The sequence below is a fragment of the Microcoleus anatoxicus genome, from assembly GCF_042465725.1.
Lineage (GTDB): Bacteria > Cyanobacteriota > Cyanobacteriia > Cyanobacteriales > Microcoleaceae > Microcoleus > Microcoleus anatoxicus.
Genome location: NZ_CP120853.1, coordinates 5,306,153 through 5,323,175, shown reverse-complemented (window position 1 = coordinate 5,323,175; position 17,023 = coordinate 5,306,153). Strand labels below are relative to the sequence as shown.

Below are 17,023 nucleotides of genomic sequence, written 5' to 3'. Positions count from 1 at the left end.
TAGTCAGTAGTCATTTGTTGCCGATGCTATAAAGGCCCGATGCCCATTCCAATTCTTCAACTTAAAACTCTTGCACTATTTTCATCCCATTTCCTATGCCTAATCCAGAAAACCCTAACCCCCATTCTGAAAATATGCAAACTCTCCCAAATCAAAAAACAACTAAAGCTAGCAACGACAAAACCTCGACACCATTTTTGTCGATTAAAGACGTATCAAAAGTCTACCAAACTCCCAAAGGCCCTGCCGTAATTCTCGACGGTGTAAACCTCCAGATTAATGAAGGTGAATTTATTTGCTTGATCGGTCACTCCGGCTGTGGCAAATCTACTTTACTCAACATGATCGCCGGATTCAACGGGCCGACAGAAGGAGAGATTACACTCGAAGGTGCGCGGATTACTGAACCTGGACCCGATCGCATGGTAGTGTTTCAAAACTACTCGCTGCTACCTTGGCTGACTGCTACTGAAAACATCCACCTCGGCGTTGAAACTGTTTACGCCGAAAAGTCCCCAGAGGAACACAACACGATCGTTCAGCAACACCTAGAATTGGTGGGACTTACCGAAGCTAGCAACAAAAGACCAGGCCAGTTGTCTGGGGGGATGAAACAAAGAGTTGCGATCGCCCGCGCCCTAGCAACTCGCCCCAAACTGTTGATTTTAGACGAACCCTTCGGAGCTCTAGACCCGATTACGCGGGAAGAGTTGCAAGAAGAATTGCTCAAAATTTGGCGGGAGTACAAAATTACCGTCATCATGATTACCCACGATATCGATGAAGCTTTGTTTTTATCCGATCGCATCGTGATGATGACCAACGGCCCAGCCGCTAAAATCGGCGAAGATATGCACATTCCCTTCAGTCGTCCCCGCAACCGCACGCGGATCATGGAAGATCCGAAATACTACGAACTGCGGAACTTTGCTTTAGAGTTCTTGTTCTCCCGCTACGCCCACACAGAAGGCGAAGAAGAAACCGAAACCGCCCTCCCACCCTTGCCAGAATCAGCCTTCAGACCCGCCGCTGTTCCGCAGGAAAAGTCGAGAACCAAGTTGGCGCCAGCAGAATTTGTACCTCACGCTTCCGAACCCTCAGAAGCATCACGAATCAAAGGCGCTGTGCTAGGAGTGTCTTGGTTATTCGCGATGAGTATTTTAGCTGCGGTCAATATGTCTCATGTTGCTAGTCAGCAAAAGGAAAAATTAGCAGAAACTGCACCGACTGCGCCGGCGGCTGCGGTAATTAGTTCTCCTCCCACTCCGGCTGCGCCGAGTCCTGCTGCGACTACTGCACCGATTGCTGCTGCGACTACTACACCGATTGCTGCTGCGACTACTGCACCGAGTGCTGCTGCGACTACTGCACCGAGTCCTGCTGCGACTACTACACCGAGTGCTGCTGCGACTACTGCGCCGAGTGCTGCTGCGACTACTACACCGAGTGCTGCCGCGACCAAGAGCCCTAGCTCACAGATTGCGGACAAAGCGCAACTCGATGCGATCGGACAGCAGTTATATGCACAAATTGACCAAAATTGGAGCACAACTCCCACCTTTACTGAAAGTTTGACTTATCGAGTCAAAGTGAAGCAAAACGGGGAAATAGTGCAGTTCGAGCCTACCAATAAAGCAGCTAAAGATTTCGTCCAAGAAACACCTCTGCCCGTTTTGCAAATTCCGGGCGGTGCCCCAGCAGGTGCTGAAAAAACTGCTGAATTTCAAGTAACTTTTAGCCCCAGCAATGGTGGCAAATTAGAAGTTAAAACTGGCAAATAGCTAATTGGTACGATCGACCGGGTTTTTAGCAAAAAGTCGGTCGATCCTAGTCGATTTATGGTAGTGGCTGATTGCTAGTAATATCGAATGATAGGGTGCGTCAAGTAAGTTTTTTGAATATTTTTTATGGGTATGAAACTGATGCACCTTACCAAGGGTGACAATTGCGTCCAGGAATAACCAAGTATTCCTGCTAAAAAAAGGTAATATTTGATACGCAATTTGCAGTAATCCTTGCTTGCTACTATAATTAGCTGTTATCAATTACCTATTAGCTTAAAAAACAAGCATCTATAAATTAGCAGATGGAAACTATCAAAACTCTTTGCCCTTACTGCGGTGTAGGTTGTGGTCTAGAAGTTATTCCGGACAAAAACCAAGGTTGGAAAGTCCGGGGCGATCGCAACCACCCATCCAGTCAGGGGATGGTTTGTGTCAAGGGAGCAACGGTAGCAGAGTCAATTCGCACCGAGCGACTACTTTATCCGATGATGCGGGATACTCTCGATGGACCGTTCCGCCGCGCTAGCTGGGACGAAGCACTAGATGCCATTGCCGATCGGATGCAAGCAATTCGCTGCACTACCGGTCCCGATGGTATCTGCGTTTATGGTTCCGGTCAATTCATCACAGAAGATTATTATGTCGCCCAGAAATTGGTTAAAGGTTGTCTGGGAACTAATAATTTTGATGCCAATTCTCGTCTGTGTATGTCTTCAGCAGTTTCGGGATACGTGCAAAGTTTTGGTGCTGACGGACCGCCTTGCTGTTACGACGATTTAGAATTAACAGATTGCGCTTTTATTATTGGTAGCAATACCGCAGAATGCCATCCAATAGTTTTCAATCGTTTAGCAAAATACCATAAAAAAAATCCCCATGTCAAGATGATTGTGGTAGATCCGAGGCGGACTCCGACGGCGGAAGCAGCGGATTTGCACTTGGCAATCAAACCAGGTACTGATATAGACTTGCTCAATGGAATTGCATACTTACTTTTGCAAAGCGAAAGCATAGACCCAAAATTTATTCAAGAATCCACAGTTCATTTTGAGGAGTTTGTGCAAGTTGTCAACAGCTATACCCCGGAATTCGTAGCCTCGCGCTGTGGCATTTCTGTGGGAGAGTTGGAAACTGCGGCTAAGTATTGGCAACAGTCCCAGCGGGTGTTGTCTCTGTGGTCCATGGGCATTAACCAGTCCTCTGAAGGTACGGCAAAGGTGCGATCGCTAATTAATTTGCACTTGATGACCGGTCAAATCGGCAAACCGGGATGCGGCCCGTTTTCCCTCACAGGTCAGCCAAACGCCATGGGAGGGCGGGAAGCAGGGGGACTTTCTAACTTATTACCGGGATATCGAACTGTCAAAAATGCCCAACACAGAACCCAAGTAGAACAATTTTGGGGTCTGAAACCCGGAAGTATTTCGCCCACTCCAGGCCGCACTGCTTGGGATATGATTTTGGGTTTGGAAACCGGCGAAGTAGAGATGTTGTGGATTGCAGCTACCAATCCGGTAGTGAGTATGCCGGATTTGGAACGCACAAAAGCGGCTTTGTGGCGATCGCCCTTTACAGTTTATCAAGAAGCTTACTATCCCACGGAAACCTCCGCCTACGCTCACATCCTCTTGCCGGCAACTCAGTGGAGTGAAAAAACCGGAGTGATGACGAATTCAGAACGTCGCGTTAGTCTTTGTATCGGTTTCGACACTCCTTTAGGGGAAGCCCGCGACGACTGGAGTATTTTCGCTGAAGTGGGACGCAGGTTGGGTTTTGCCGAACAATTTGCTTTCAATAACAGTGGTGATGTTTACCAAGAGTTCGTACAGTTGACGCGGGGCCAGCCTTGCGACGTCACAGGCCTCAGTCACGAATACTTGCGCCAAGAAGGCCCTCAGCAGTGGCCTTGTCGGGAAAATGAACCCAAGCATTCAGCTAAAGAAGCTAAGCGGCTTTACACTGATGCACGTTTCCCAACTCCCGACGAGCGGGCGAGATTTTCAGCTTATCATTCCCGTGGACTGGCTGAACCTCCAGACCCCAATTATCCTTTTGTCTTGACAACGGGCAGAGTTTATGGACACTGGCACACGATGACTCGCACTGGTAGAACCGAGAAAATTAATCAATTGCACCCGGAACCGTTTTTGGAAATTCATCCCCGCGATGCTGCTAATTTGAAGATTAAGGAAGGGGATTTGTTGGAAGTTCGATCGCGCCGTGGTAAAGGAGTGTTTCCCGCAAAAGTTACTAAGGCGATCGCCCCTGGTACTCTATTTGTACCAATGCACTGGGGTTCTCTGTGGGCCGAAGGCGCCGAAGCCAACGCCATGACTCATGCTGAAAGTTGTCCTGATTCTAAACAACCAGAGTTAAAAGCTTGTGCAGTCCAGTTGGTGAAGGTTGGGGCGGAAATTGAAGCGGAATTAAGCGAGTTTAATTGGGCCGAATCTCCCATCCCAGTCAGTTCTTGAGTAGGGAGTTAATTTTTTCAGCTCAATTTTTTAGACCTTACAGGTGGGTTTTTCTCTGGAAAAACAGGGTTTTTTAACCCAAATACTCCCCTCAAATCTTTAAGTCCGATCGAAGCAACCAGGTTTTCGATCGGCCTGACTCTAATTTATAGCAACAAAAATTTGCTGTTTAAACCCACAACTTTGAGTCAGAAACCCTATTTATTCATAGCTTTTGCCTCAGTTCTGTTTGCTTTTTTATTGGTTGTGTTTGATTGATTTTTCCTGGTTTTTGGTTTTGGCTTTCGATCGACTATCACCAAATAATTGCAGTATGGAGCGATAGGTGCTATGCTCTATTCATAAGGCTTATTTTCGGCAGTATAGTTCGTTCGATCGGCGTTCCTCCGGATTTAATTCTCTACACCCTCTAATTCTGGAGAATGTTTAATGTCAATTTATGTCGGCAATTTATCCTACGAAGTTACGCAGGATCACCTCAACCAAACTTTTGGAGAATATGGCACTGTTAAGCGCGTTCAGCTACCTGCCGATCGGGAAACAGGTCGGATGCGTGGCTTTGCTTTCGTAGAAATGTCCACAGAAGCCGAAGAAGCAGCAGCTATTGAAGCACTTGACGGTGCTGAATGGATGGGTCGTGACCTTAAAGTCAACAAGGCAAAACCCCGCGAAGAACGTGGTGGTTCTAATGCCGGTGGTAACTGGGGCGGCGGCAACAATCGCTCTTCTCGTCGCTACTAAAGCATCCAAGCTAAATTTTTAGCTTCCTTGCTTGTCCCTAGGCTGGCCGCTAGTTAAGAGTCAATAATCCTTCTCTATTGACGAGAAAGAATTCTCTGTGCGATCGTACCCAGTCTTCAAATCCTCAAAATATTGTCGTTTAGCAATAGTTTGAGGATTTTTTATGGCAAAAAATAATTAAACAGTCCCAGACACAGGGGATTGCCAAGAACAGCAGACAATGACATTATTAATAATAAATCATCATTAAGTCAAGGGTATGCTGAAAAAAATACTGAGGCAACTTTCTAAATTCGGCAGCGATGAACAATTTCTGCACTTTACTGAAAATGTAGAAGTAGTCGTATCGAAAGTTTTATCTCTGGCGATGATTATGGTAATTATCATCAGCGTTTGCGATCTAATTATTTATTTAACAAAAGAATTAATTAATGACCCCCAGACTTTGTTAAAAGACACGCTATTTGTAATCTTTGGGTTATTTTTAAATGTTTTAATCGCCCTAGAAATCTTGGAAAATATTACAGCTTACCTGAAAAAGCACGTCATTCAGGTAGAATTAGTCATTGTCACTTCTTTAATCGCCGTCTCTCGTAAAATAATTATTCTCGACTTAGAAAAAAAAACTGCCGCCGACTTAATCGGTTTAGCTACAGCAATTTTCGCTCTTTCCATTAGTTATTTGATAGTGCGACGCACGAATAAAGAAAATAATTAACATTGGGGGAATTATGTTTAGAGAATTTTAAACCTGATTCCTGATTCCTGATTCCTTAAATTTCATCCAACAAACCCAAAGGAGGAACAATTTCAATTCGACCTTTTTCTAAATCAACAATTGGAACTATCTCTTTCACAAAAGGAATCAAAACCTTTTTTGTTTGCAGTGGTTTAACACGAGGAGTTTTACGTTTTTTCCGACGACTATCTTTGTGTTCTACCTGTACAGACACAATTTCTGGTACTTCCGGTTCTGCCGCCTTTATCGCATCAGTTTGATTTAATTCAACTTCCAAAAGGTCATTTCCTGCGGGGATAATATCACTAACTTTCCCCAACATTTCTCCCGTTAATTGATTGAAAACCTCCATCCCAAACAAATCTTGCACATAAAATTCATCTGGTTCTAGGTAAGGTCTCGATCCTTTTTGCACAAAAAGCTTGCAGCCCCGCAGCGCCTCAGCAGCATCCCGGTCTTCCACCCCAGCCACCTCTACAGCATACAATCCTTTGCCCGGAATGTAGCGACCTCCCAAAAATTCGATCGCTTCTGGTTCTGTTTTATTAGGAAACAACAGCCACCGCTTTCCCGGTTCGATAAACCTTTCCGGGAAATCAGAATCGGGATATACTCGCACTTCCCCGTATAAACCTTGAGCTGCTACAATTGTACCGATTTCTATCCACTCAGACATAAATTATATGTTATATGTTATGTGTTATTTGTTATTTGTTATTGTTGGTTAGCCAACGGACAACTGCCAACTGCCAACTTTAAACCAATCCAGTTCTAAGCGCCACAACTGCTGCTTGCACCCGGTCGTCTACAGCCAACTTATTCATAATACCACGAACATGAGTTTTAATAGTATTTGGACTCAAATAAAGCGCCGCAGCAATTTCAGGATTAGTATTACCTTCCACCATCAACCTTAACACCTCCAACTCCCGCTGCGATAATTGACCAAAATTAGTGGTAGACACAGGCACTGGAGGTTTAAGATGTTCAATCACAGTGCGAGCGATTTGAGGATCGAGGTATGTAGCCCCCTCTGCCGCGGCCGCGATTGCTGCTAACAACCTATCCACAGAAGCACCTTTAATACAATAAGCATCAGCACCGCTAGAAAGAGATGCAATAATTTCAGTTTCTGCCATATGGGAAGTCAACATCACTACTCGAACATCGGGTAATTGCGCTTTAATTTGTTGCGTCGCCGCTATCCCATCCAGCCGTGGCAAACCGATATGCATGACAATAATATCAGGTTTTAGTTTCAGTGCTGCTGCTACTCCTAAATAGCCGTCTTCTGCTTGTCCTACTATTTCTATATCTGGGGCATCTGCTAAAACTTGCTCTAGCCCCAGTTGCATCATCGGATCGTCTTCAACAATTAAAATTCTCATAGTTAAATAACTAATGACTAACTTTTAAAACATCAACAAATTCTCCTGCTAAAAGCCAGGTTTCCGTTGGTGGCAAAACTGCCAAACCAGTCGTATTTGCCAAGTTAATTAAATTCGCTGAATTTTGGCTGCCACTGGCTGGTTCAAATTCCCATGCTCCCGCCACTAAATACAATTTACCCCAAACATAGGTTTCCCGCTGACCTTGCGATCGCAATTCCACATGACATCGAGCCCGCACCAACTCCGGCCCCCAAGCATCGGCGCCAATTCCAGAAATTTTTCTCAACGCAGGTACCACAAACCGCCAACAACATACTAACGCTGAAACCGGATTTCCCGGCAAACCAAAATAAAGACAATCAGAACTCATCATCGGCGAATCCGATTTGTTTTCATCTCGTTTAAACTTAGCAACAGTTAAAGGTTTACCAGGTTTAATCGCTACAGCACGAATGTAAATTTCTCCTCCCAAATCCGCCAATATTTTCTCAACATAATCATATTCTCCCACCGAAACTCCACCAGTAGAAAGCACTACATCGGCTGTAAAAATAGCTTTACTGATTGCCTTTGCTAGTTCCTGCTGATTATCGGCAACTATCCCCAATCTTATCACTTCACATCCCATTTGCGTCAACAAAACGGTTAAAGCATACTGGTTTGAGTCTACCAGTTTTCCTGGTGACAAAGGTTGGTCTGGTGATACCAATTCGTCCCCAGTAGAAAAAACAGCCACCCGCACTCGCCGATACATCGGCACTTGAATACACTGTGCAGTTGCTAACACTGCCATTTCCGAAGCATTGATAACAGTACCTGGATTTAATAAAGGAGTTCCTGCTTGATAAAAAGCGCCTTTGTGGCGGACAAAAGCGTGAGGTTTACCAGGAGCAACCAGGATCGAAACACGATCGCCCTCACGCCTAGTTTCCTCCTGCATTACCACCGTATCAGCACCTGCGGGCATCATCCCACCCGTAAAAATCCGCGCCGCTTGTCCAGGTTGTACAGTATTTTGAGGCTGATATCCCGCCGGAATCTCTTCAACTATCTCAAGGGCGACAGGTATGTCGCTGTTGCAATTTTCCACATCAGCAAACCGCACCGCATAGCCATCCATTGCCGAATTATCCCAATAGGGAAAATCCAGGGAACTTGTGACATTGGCGGCCAAAACTCGCCCCGATGCAGCCAGCAAATCTACAGTTTCTACATCCTGCTGACTGTCAAGGGGTTGTGCTAAATTTAGTACGATCGCTTCTGCTTCTTTCACTGACAGCATCACTGTCTCCTGGTTGTAATAACACTCTGATTAGTGTAGCAAAAAAACCGACCTAGTGGATCGATCTAATTTTTTTGTGCTGCGACGGTCAAATCGCATTTTTGTGTAAATCGCTTATGACTATTTCTCGCTCTGTTATTCAACTAAATTGTTTCTCCTTATTGCTGGTATTAGGGCTGATAATTATGACTCAATCTTCTGGGTTAAAAGTCAGCGATTTATTCTTTCACCCTTATTTCTCACCCAATCCCAATGTCGCCTTATTAACTCGGACATTCCAGATTTTATGTGCAGTACCAGTCATTGTTTGTACTTTCACCTATGGATTAGCCAAAAGTTGCCACCCCCAAAAATTGGGAAATCGATTTATTTTATTTTCTGCCTTGTTAACTGGTGGATTTCTGCTCAATGAAATTTACAGAATCCATATATATATGATAGGGGTAGGGATTCCTAAGCTGGGAGTTTGTCTTCTGTATGCTGTTGTTTTGTCTTCCTATGGATGGTTTTTTCACCGAGAACTTAAGTTGACTCCCTATCACATATTGTTAGCTGGTTTGGGATTGTTGTTTTTGGCGATCGGGATTGATACTCTCAAATTAAAAAGCCAGATACTTTCCAGTTTACTAGAAGGAGTGCCTAAATTGTTTAGTGAAATCAACATTGCTTTTTATTATTGGTATGTCTGTAAGTGTTTTGTAGAAAAAGCTTTTCATAAAATTGATAATACACAATTATAAATTATGTCAAAAAAAGTAGCAGTAATTGGCTGTATAATCGGTACAGCGATCGGCGATGCGATCGGACTTCCGGTGGAAGGATTGTCAAAACGCAGGCAAAGTCTCATGTATCCAGAAATCAGCGGACACCATTTATTTATGGGTCGCGGCATGGTTTCCGACGACACCGAACATACTTGTATGGTAGCCCAAGCTTTAATTGTTTCGGGTGGGGATTTGCAGGTATTTTCTCAACAGCTTAGACTCAGATTGCGCTTCTGGTTGTTAGGGTTGCCAGCAGGGATTGGCTTCGCCACATTAAGAGCTATTTTAAAATTGTGGCTGGGATTTTCTGCGAATTCTAGCGGTGTTTTTTCGGCGGGTAACGGGCCCGCGATGAGAAGTGCAATTATCGGCGTTTGCTGGGGCGGGGCAGGCACGGGGGCACTGCCCCTACAAAAACTGCGAGAATTAGTGAGAATTTCTACGAGAATTACTCACACAGATCCCAAAGCAGAATACGGAGCATTGGCAGTAGCGATCGCCGCTTACCTTGCCAGCCAAAACACAGACATTTTACCCCAAGACTATTATCGCATACTAACAGAATTACTGCCAACCGAATCAGCCGATTTCTTAGCACTCATCAACCAAGCTGCCGCAAGTGCAGAACAACAGGAAACCACAGCAGATTTCGCCGCTAGACTTGGCTTTGCTCGGGGCATTAGCGGTTACATTTACAGTACAGTGCCGATCGCAATTCAAACTTGGCTCAGACACCAAAACAACTATCGAGATGGCATATTAGAAATCATTCGTTGCGGCGGCGATACCGACACCAGCGCCGCAATTTTAGGCGGCATTATCGGTGCGAGAGTTGGCAAAAGCGGTATTCCTTCAAAGTGGGTGAATAATTTGTTAGAATGGCCGAGAACAGTTCAGTGGATGGAAGCACTGGGAGAGAGATTAGCGCAAGTATGCGAAACGGGTAAAAGTCAGCGCCCCCTACCGCTGCTAACCAGCGCTATTTTTCCCCGAAACTTGTGTTTTTTGATGATAATATTAGTTCACGGATTTCGCAGGCTGCTGCCACCATATTAATCAACACAGAAAACCATGCTAGCAGTTACCATCAACTTTAATGCGATCGCCCAAATCACTGACGACCAATTTTATCAACTGTGTCGTGAAAACCCAGATGTCAAATTTGAACGCAACGCCAAAGGAGAAATAATCGTCATGTCACCTACAGGAGGAGAAACCGGAAGTTACAATTCTGAAATTAATGCTGATTTTGTGATTTGGAACCGACAAACCAAACTGGGAATTTGTTTCGATTCTTCAACTTGCTTCAAATTACCAAGCGGTGCAAATCGTTCTCCCGATGTTTCTTGGATTAAACAAGAAAGATGGGACGCACTAACTGCCGAAGAAAAACAAAAATTTCCTCCGATAGCCCCAGATTTTGTCTTGGAATTAATGTCACCGACAGACAGTCTCAAAGAAACCCAAGACAAAATGCAAGAATACATGAATAATAGAGTAAAATTAGGCTGGTTAATTAACCGCAAAACCCGCATAGTCGAAATCTACCGTCAAGGACAAGCAGTAGAAATACTGGAATCTCTCGCAGAACTATCAGGAGAGGATGTTCTGCCCGGTTTCGTGCTAAACTTGCAGCTAGTGTGGCAATAACCATAAATCTGGCATCTATAATAGACCTCTCCCATAATTAATTGTTGTGGAACAGGCATCCTGCCTGTTATTGACTATCTTTTTGGGATATATCTAGTGAGTCGTGAAACTCTATTCTCTTTCCGTTCTTCGCGTTCTTCGCGTCTTCGCGGTTCGTTTAAAACTTTTTTTTCACAACTCCTGCAAGACTGGCTGTATCAGCATTTATTTGCATTCATCTGCGTTAAAAAAATCCAATGGAAACTAAAGACACAAATTCCCTAACAGCGGAACAATACAAGCAGAAAATGCGCCGCCGCCAAGAAGTCCAATCTGAGCGCATCGCTAACTCATCAAAAGAAAAAGGTTTAATTATAGTCAATACTGGTAACGGGAAAGGGAAAACTACCGCTGCTTTGGGTATGGTAGTGCGATCGCTCGGTCACGGATATCGCGTCGCCATAGTACAATTTATCAAGGGAGCCTGGGAACCAGCAGAAAAAGCCGTGTTTGAAATGTGGGAAAATCAGCTAGAATTTCATGCCATGGGAGAAGGCTTTACCTGGGATACACAAGACAGGGACAGAGATATCGAAACAGCTCAAAAAGCCTGGGATAAAGCTCTAACTTTTATCTGCAATCCTGAATTCAGATTAGTCCTCCTAGATGAAGTTAACATAGCATTAAAACTGGGTTATTTGCAAATAGAACAAGTATTAGCAGGATTAGAACAAAAACCCGAAAATACTCATGTTATTTTGACAGGTAGAGGCGCGCCTTCTGCCCTCATTGAACGTGCGGACTTAGTGACAGAAATGAGTTTAGTTAAGCATCCATTTCGAGAACAAGGAATTAAAGCTCAGGCTGGTATAGAGTATTAATCACTGTGGGATAAATTCTGCTATCTCCACTCGATTTATAACCCAGCAGATAACATAATAGTAAAAGTTGACCCCTTACCCAGCTCGCTCTCCACTGTAATTTCTCCCCCTAGCATCTGAGCATATTTCTGGCCTATTGCTAAACCCAAACCAGTACCTCCGTACTTGCGGGTAGTCGAAGCATCAGCTTGAGTAAAAGGTTGAAATAACTTCTTTACCTGTTGGGCATTCATCCCAATTCCAGTATCGATACACTTAAAAATTAAACTGTCATAATCCCAAGGATTTTCTGCGTTTTTAATTCTTTCCACCCTGAGTGTCACTGTTCCATTCTGCGTAAACTTAGCTGCATTACTAAGTAAATTTAGTAAAATTTGAATAAGTTTAGTTCGGTCAGAGTTAATGGCACCTATATTGACTTCAAATTCTATGTTTAAGCGATTTTTGTTCTTCAATAATAAAGGCTCCACAGTTGTTTTTACTTGTTGAAGAGCAGCGGACAAGTCAAAAGTTTCTAAAACAAGTTCCATGCGTCCTGCTTCAATTTTTGATAAATCTAGAATATCATTGATTAATCCTAATAAATGATTTCCTGCACTGTGAATTTTTTCCAAATCTATCACAAAATCATCTTCACCCAATTCCAAGGCGTCTTCTTGTAGAATCTCGCTGTAGCCAATAATTGCATTTAGAGGAGTTCGCAGTTCGTGGCTCATGTTAGCCAAAAACTGACTTTTAGCCAAATTAGCTGCTTCTGCGGCTTCCTTCGCCTCATAAAGTTCTGTCTCAGCTTGCAAGCGCTGCGTAACATCCTGAGCTAATACTAACTTAGCTTTCCTGTTGTCAAATACTAACTCATAAGAATTAATTTGTACATCAATAATATCACCATTTTTCTTTTGGTGTTGGCAGAGAGAGATAGAAGTTATTTCGTCATCTACTAAAGGTAGATTTTCGATAAATTTAAGTGGATTTTCAGGAGGGAGAATTTCCACAACAGTCATGGTGAGAAACTCCTCGCGAGTGTAACCGTAGTGTTCAATAGCCGCCTGATTGACAGCTATAAATTCAAGAGTTTTTAAATCGTAAACCCACATCGGATGGGGATTTTTTTTAAATAAAAGTCGGTAGCGTTCTTCCGATGCTCGCAGTTCGGCTTCAGCCTGTTTGCGTTCGGTAATGTCGCGGACAACGGTGCAAATAATCTCCCGGCCACCGTAGGAAATCACACTCCCGCTTACTTCTACATCCACGCAGGAACCGTCTCGGCGACGGTAGAGAACTTCGCCAATTCGGAATTGTTTGTCCGCTAGTAGGAACTCAATATTGGTGTCAATCAGCTCTTTCGAGTAGGCCACTATATCGTAAATAGTCAGTTGCGAAATCACATCGGGGCTGTAATCTAGCAATTTTCTAAATGCTGTATTCGCTTCCAAAAGGCGTTGGGTTTTAGCATCCCACAGGAAAATACAGTCTGTAGCCTGCTCGACTACGGCTCGATACCGTGCTTTTTCCTCTACTTGCTCGTTTTCAGCGGTGGCGATCGCGCTTAGCATTCCATTGATATTATAAGCAAGGTCGGACAACTCATCTTCACCAACCACCGGTAGTCGCAGCGACAAATCTTGGCTAGCACTGACGCGATTCACTCCTTTCCCCAAATCGCTCAGCCGAGAAAGCACCAGATACTCCAACAGCAGGAGAGTGCAGCCGATAAAACCGATTCCCGCCAACCCTACAGACACCAGAAGATATAGCAGACTTTTTTGACCTTGGCGATAGGTTTCTCTGGGGATGTCCACCCGTAATATCAGCGCGGGTTGGTTGTAAATATCATGGACTAAAGCGTAACCTGCGATCGAATCTTCGCTCACAGCACGCACAAAAATCGATTTTTTTCCCGAAAATTTTGCCCGCGCTTTTTGGAAGTCAGCAGGCAAGTCCGGCTCATTAATACTGTGTACAATCAACGGTAGGCGAGTTATTTTAGAAAGCTTCGCAATGCCAACAGCGTCCAAATTTCGCCCAAACACCAGAGTTCCTCGAATCGGTCCTGTGCTTTTAGTAGTGACAATGGGTCGAGAACTAATCAGCACTGGCCCAGAAGGCATCAACATGATACCAGCCAGGCTGCTGTCAGCGTTGGGGTGCTGCAATAATGGGTCTTTTAGAGAAATGTGCTGTTTTAATGTCTCTGGAACAGGTCTTAGTTGCAGCTTTTTGGTGTCTAAACCAGTACCGTAGACAATCTTGCCAGAAGTATTGACAAATATGGCAATATTAACTCTCAAATTAGCCAGCCCTTCTGGTACTAGATTTGAGGCAATGAATTCTTTGTTACGATTTTGCATGAAAGCATAGGTATCATCCCACGCTGACCAGTCTGCAAAGCGGGAGTTGAAGTCATCTGCGGTTTGACTGAAGACATTGAGCACTCCTTGGACAACCTGAGTGGCTTCCTGTTCCTCGGCTTTGACTAAGCTACCCAACAGGATGCGGGAGGATGTGGCGTACAGAACACCAGTCAATCCAGCAATGGTAATCCCAACTATCGAGAGTGTCTTCCGACGCAGTTTCATGTTGCCGAGTATAGTTTGTCGGTCTGAAAGTTTCAACTTAGGAGCAACTTTAGCGCAGTTAGTTGAACTATGACTGCTGATTTGCCCAAGTTTGACTTGTTAAGCAGTATACAGTTTAAATATTCTGACTTCAGGTATTCAGATCACAGCTATGTTGTCGGTAAAGAAAGCCGTTTTTAGGAAAAATCAGGGATTTGACCAGAAAGCATCCAGGAATTAATATCAAATCCCGTAGCATGGGAATTATTCATCTCTCTGATCTCCCTCTGTGTTCTCTGCGTTCTCTGTGGTCAAATCATTCCCATGCAACCGGAAACGATATAATGGGGTTTTTCAGCATTTTTGAGAGAGGCAACTTTCCGCTGACTCAGATGGTAATGCCGGGGCTACTTTCCCCACACTTCGTCCTGGTGAGCTCTCTTGCAAATGCCCAAGATTCGCCGATCGTTGTCACTGACGGTGGAAATGTGGTGATACTGTTGCAGGTTTACCGAGTAGGGAGAGCGACTGCCGTCGTAGGTGTCTACTACTGTTAAATTTAACTGAGTTACCTCTATACTGCCGTAAAAACAGTAAAAAGCAGAGCGAGGTAGGTAAAAAGCGCCGACTACCTTGCCCTGACGTAGTTCAAATACAAAATACTCTTGTTTAATTTGTTCTGGTTCAGCAGACTGACCGTAGAGGTAAATAGTCTGTGTTCCGTCCATCCTACTAGCTGCATCGGGCGTTGAATTTGGGACAGTTCGATCGCCCACAACGGGTTTTAACTCCCTCTCCTGTGCCCCATCTGGAGTTGACTGGCCTACCAGGAGTTGCGCCGCGGGGAATGGGTGGCTGAAGTTACTGGGGGAAAAGCCCAGGGCGATCGCCCATAGTTGTAGACTGACACTGTAGCAGAATGCCGAAGGCAAAAGTCGATTTGAAACTGCAATAAAATTAATGATTTCAGGAATTAAAAATGTCTTAATTACCGACAAGGTGGCTATAAGTATCACATTTAAAATAAGTGCAAGATTTGGGTTGACAAATTTGGCGATATACCATTGAAATAACAATATCCCAACCCCAGCACCCATAGGTAAAAAGAGTTTAGATTTTGGGGATAATCTAAACTCTTTTAGGTGCTAGCTAGCTAGGTATTCTCGGACTTGAGCTTGGCGGCGTCGGAGGTGGGCGAGGGCTTGATGTTCTAGTTGCCTCACCCGTTCCCGGCTGAGATTGAGCCGTTCTCCAACTTTTGCTAGAGACATTTCAATGCCGTCTTCTAAACCGAAACGCAGAATTATCACATCTCGTTGCTGAGGCGTAAGTTCTGATATCAAAGTATCGAGGTCTTGCCGCAACAATTCTGAAGTAATGTAATTTTCTGGAGATGCGGTTTCGTCTTCTAGAAGTTCTTGGAGTTCGGTATCTTGGTTGTCTCCTACCCGCAAGTCCAAGGAAACTGGATGCCTAGACATTAGTAGGTATTCCCGAATTTGGGATGGTTGCAGTTCCAACAAGTCGGCAATTTCTGTTGGTGTGGGAGACCGGCCCAATTGTTGAGTGAGTTCCCGCTGCACTTTTTTGATTTTGTTGAGTTTTTCAGTGATGTGAATGGGTAAGCGAATGGTGCGGGCGTGTTGGGCGATCGCGCGGGTAATTGCTTGCCGAATCCACCAGTAGGCGTAGGTAGAAAATTTGTATCCCCGCATCGGGTCAAATTTTTCGACTCCTCGTTCTAAACCGAGGGTGCCTTCTTGAATTAAATCCAAGAATTCCATGTTGCGTTTCTGGTATTTTTTGGCGATCGCGACTACTAGGCGCAGATTCGCTTCAATCATCTTTTGTTTGGCGCGTCGTCCTAAATGCAAGATCCGGCTTAGTTCAGCTTCGGTCAACTCCATTTCGGCGGCCCACTCTTGGGGGGTCAGATCGCGCTGCCATTCTTTAGCAAGTGCTTGTTTTGCTTCGATTAATTTCATCATTTGCTGCACTTGCTTCCCTAAAATAATTTCTTCTTCTCGGGTAAGTAGTGGCACGCGACCGATCTCGTGCAGATAGGTACGAACCGTATCCGTTGAGGAGTATGGCCGAGTGCCCATGCGATCGGCTTTCACTGTTTTGGTTTTAGGGGTTGTAGTGGACATGGGTGAGTATTGCACTCCTTGTAACAACAGATAAAAAGTTGGTGATACCCTGTCCCACTTTTGCAAGTGGGATACAGACTGCTACAGGGGGAGATGTTTCCCCTCCTGTTCATCGGTAACGATCGGTAGAAGCTTTTTGTTTGGGATTACTTTTAAGCTTGATTTTCCAGCAATCCTCGTTGATTTTCGGTAACTCGCTAGCTTTAACGGCTAGTTCAAGGCGAAGTGAATTTCAGTTTACTTTGCTCAATATTATTCCAAATTTTGAGGTTAGTAAAGGGCGAAAACCTCTGTCTTAAGGTGAACATTCTACATTTTTCCTTAAGGTTTTAAATTCCCTGCTACTTTTGACCGTAATTCCACTTCACAATACTCATGCAAACAGACTCATGCAAATCGAGAGGTTTTTTGCTCTCTGTTCTATCATCGCTTGAAATTTTCGTACTGCCTAGATGGGGGGATGCGAGATAACCGAACCCGATCGCGTAGTAGTATGGTCGAAGATCGATGTGAAGAAGGAAAAAGGAAGCGGGAGAAGGGGTGAGGGGGAGAAAGAGGGTGGGGGGGAGACCAATACCCCAGTAGGGCTGGTTAAACCAATCTCAAAGCTAGTTTTTGGGTTGTTTAATT

Annotated in this window: 14 protein-coding genes; 8 read left to right on the top strand and 6 right to left on the bottom strand. The window is 44.4% G+C overall.

What is annotated here, in order from left to right; translation table 11 throughout:
• Window positions 1-95: 95 nt before the first annotated feature.
• The 4 genes from P2A85_RS23115 (at window position 96) to P2A85_RS23100 (ending at window position 5,717) form a co-directional block, all read left to right on the top strand.
• On the top strand, window positions 96-1,781 hold the full coding sequence (locus P2A85_RS23115) for a nitrate ABC transporter ATP-binding protein (RefSeq protein ID WP_377475707.1): 1,686 nt from the start codon (window positions 96-98) through the stop codon (window positions 1,779-1,781).
• Between the two features lie 305 nt (window positions 1,782-2,086).
• Window positions 2,087-4,258: a molybdopterin oxidoreductase family protein gene (locus tag P2A85_RS23110; RefSeq protein ID WP_377475706.1), complete on the top strand. Its 2,172-nt coding sequence runs from the start codon at window positions 2,087-2,089 to the stop codon at window positions 4,256-4,258.
• 429 nt (window positions 4,259-4,687) lie between these two features.
• Window positions 4,688-4,999: an RNA recognition motif domain-containing protein gene (locus tag P2A85_RS23105; protein WP_377475705.1), complete on the top strand. Its 312-nt coding sequence runs from the start codon at window positions 4,688-4,690 to the stop codon at window positions 4,997-4,999.
• A gap of 259 nt (window positions 5,000-5,258) precedes the next feature.
• Window positions 5,259-5,717 (top strand): phosphate-starvation-inducible PsiE family protein, encoded by a 459-nt coding sequence (locus tag P2A85_RS23100; RefSeq protein WP_377475704.1) that lies wholly within the window; start codon window positions 5,259-5,261, stop codon window positions 5,715-5,717.
• Between the two features lie 55 nt (window positions 5,718-5,772).
• Here P2A85_RS23100 and rimM read toward each other — a convergent pair whose 3' ends face one another.
• The 3 genes from rimM to glp all read right to left on the bottom strand — a co-directional run bounded on the left by rimM (window position 5,773) and on the right by glp (window position 8,411).
• Window positions 5,773-6,414 carry a ribosome maturation factor RimM gene (gene rimM / locus P2A85_RS23095; protein WP_377475703.1) on the bottom strand — a complete coding sequence of 214 codons (642 nt, stop codon included), beginning with the start codon at window positions 6,412-6,414 and terminating at the stop codon, window positions 5,773-5,775.
• Between the two features lie 79 nt (window positions 6,415-6,493).
• The gene (locus P2A85_RS23090; protein WP_377475702.1) at window positions 6,494-7,126 is read right to left on the bottom strand and encodes a response regulator; all 633 of its coding nucleotides are present in this window, start codon (window positions 7,124-7,126) and stop codon (window positions 6,494-6,496) included.
• A 10-nt stretch (window positions 7,127-7,136) separates the two neighbouring features.
• Complete coding sequence (glp, locus tag P2A85_RS23085; protein ID WP_377475701.1) at window positions 7,137-8,411, bottom strand: gephyrin-like molybdotransferase Glp; 1,275 nt, start codon at window positions 8,409-8,411, stop codon at window positions 7,137-7,139.
• Window positions 8,412-8,596: 185 nt separating this feature from the next.
• Between glp and P2A85_RS23080 the strand changes: the two genes are divergently transcribed.
• The 4 genes from P2A85_RS23080 (at window position 8,597) to cobO (ending at window position 11,685) form a co-directional block, all read left to right on the top strand.
• Window positions 8,597-9,151, top strand: a complete 555-nt coding sequence (locus P2A85_RS23080; protein WP_377475700.1) for a hypothetical protein — start codon at window positions 8,597-8,599, stop codon at window positions 9,149-9,151.
• A gap of 3 nt (window positions 9,152-9,154) precedes the next feature.
• On the top strand, window positions 9,155-10,231 hold the full coding sequence (locus P2A85_RS23075; RefSeq protein ID WP_377475699.1) for an ADP-ribosylglycohydrolase family protein: 1,077 nt from the start codon (window positions 9,155-9,157) through the stop codon (window positions 10,229-10,231).
• A 15-nt stretch (window positions 10,232-10,246) separates the two neighbouring features.
• A complete protein-coding gene (locus P2A85_RS23070) occupies window positions 10,247-10,825 on the top strand; it encodes a Uma2 family endonuclease (protein ID WP_377475698.1) in 579 nt (192 codons plus the stop codon).
• Window positions 10,826-11,061: 236 nt separating this feature from the next.
• On the top strand, window positions 11,062-11,685 hold the full coding sequence (cobO, locus tag P2A85_RS23065; RefSeq protein ID WP_341730784.1) for a cob(I)yrinic acid a,c-diamide adenosyltransferase: 624 nt from the start codon (window positions 11,062-11,064) through the stop codon (window positions 11,683-11,685).
• Between the two features lie 35 nt (window positions 11,686-11,720).
• On the opposite strand, the gene P2A85_RS23060 is transcribed toward cobO, so the two are convergent.
• The 3 genes from P2A85_RS23060 to P2A85_RS23050 form a co-directional block, all read right to left on the bottom strand.
• Window positions 11,721-14,300, bottom strand: a complete 2,580-nt coding sequence (locus tag P2A85_RS23060; RefSeq protein ID WP_377475697.1) for a CHASE4 domain-containing protein — start codon at window positions 14,298-14,300, stop codon at window positions 11,721-11,723.
• A 350-nt stretch (window positions 14,301-14,650) separates the two neighbouring features.
• Window positions 14,651-15,319 (bottom strand): hypothetical protein, encoded by a 669-nt coding sequence (locus P2A85_RS23055; RefSeq protein ID WP_377475696.1) that lies wholly within the window; start codon window positions 15,317-15,319, stop codon window positions 14,651-14,653.
• Window positions 15,320-15,388: 69 nt separating this feature from the next.
• On the bottom strand, window positions 15,389-16,393 hold the full coding sequence (locus P2A85_RS23050) for an RNA polymerase sigma factor, RpoD/SigA family (RefSeq protein ID WP_377475695.1): 1,005 nt from the start codon (window positions 16,391-16,393) through the stop codon (window positions 15,389-15,391).
• Window positions 16,394-17,023: the final 630 nt, after the last annotated feature.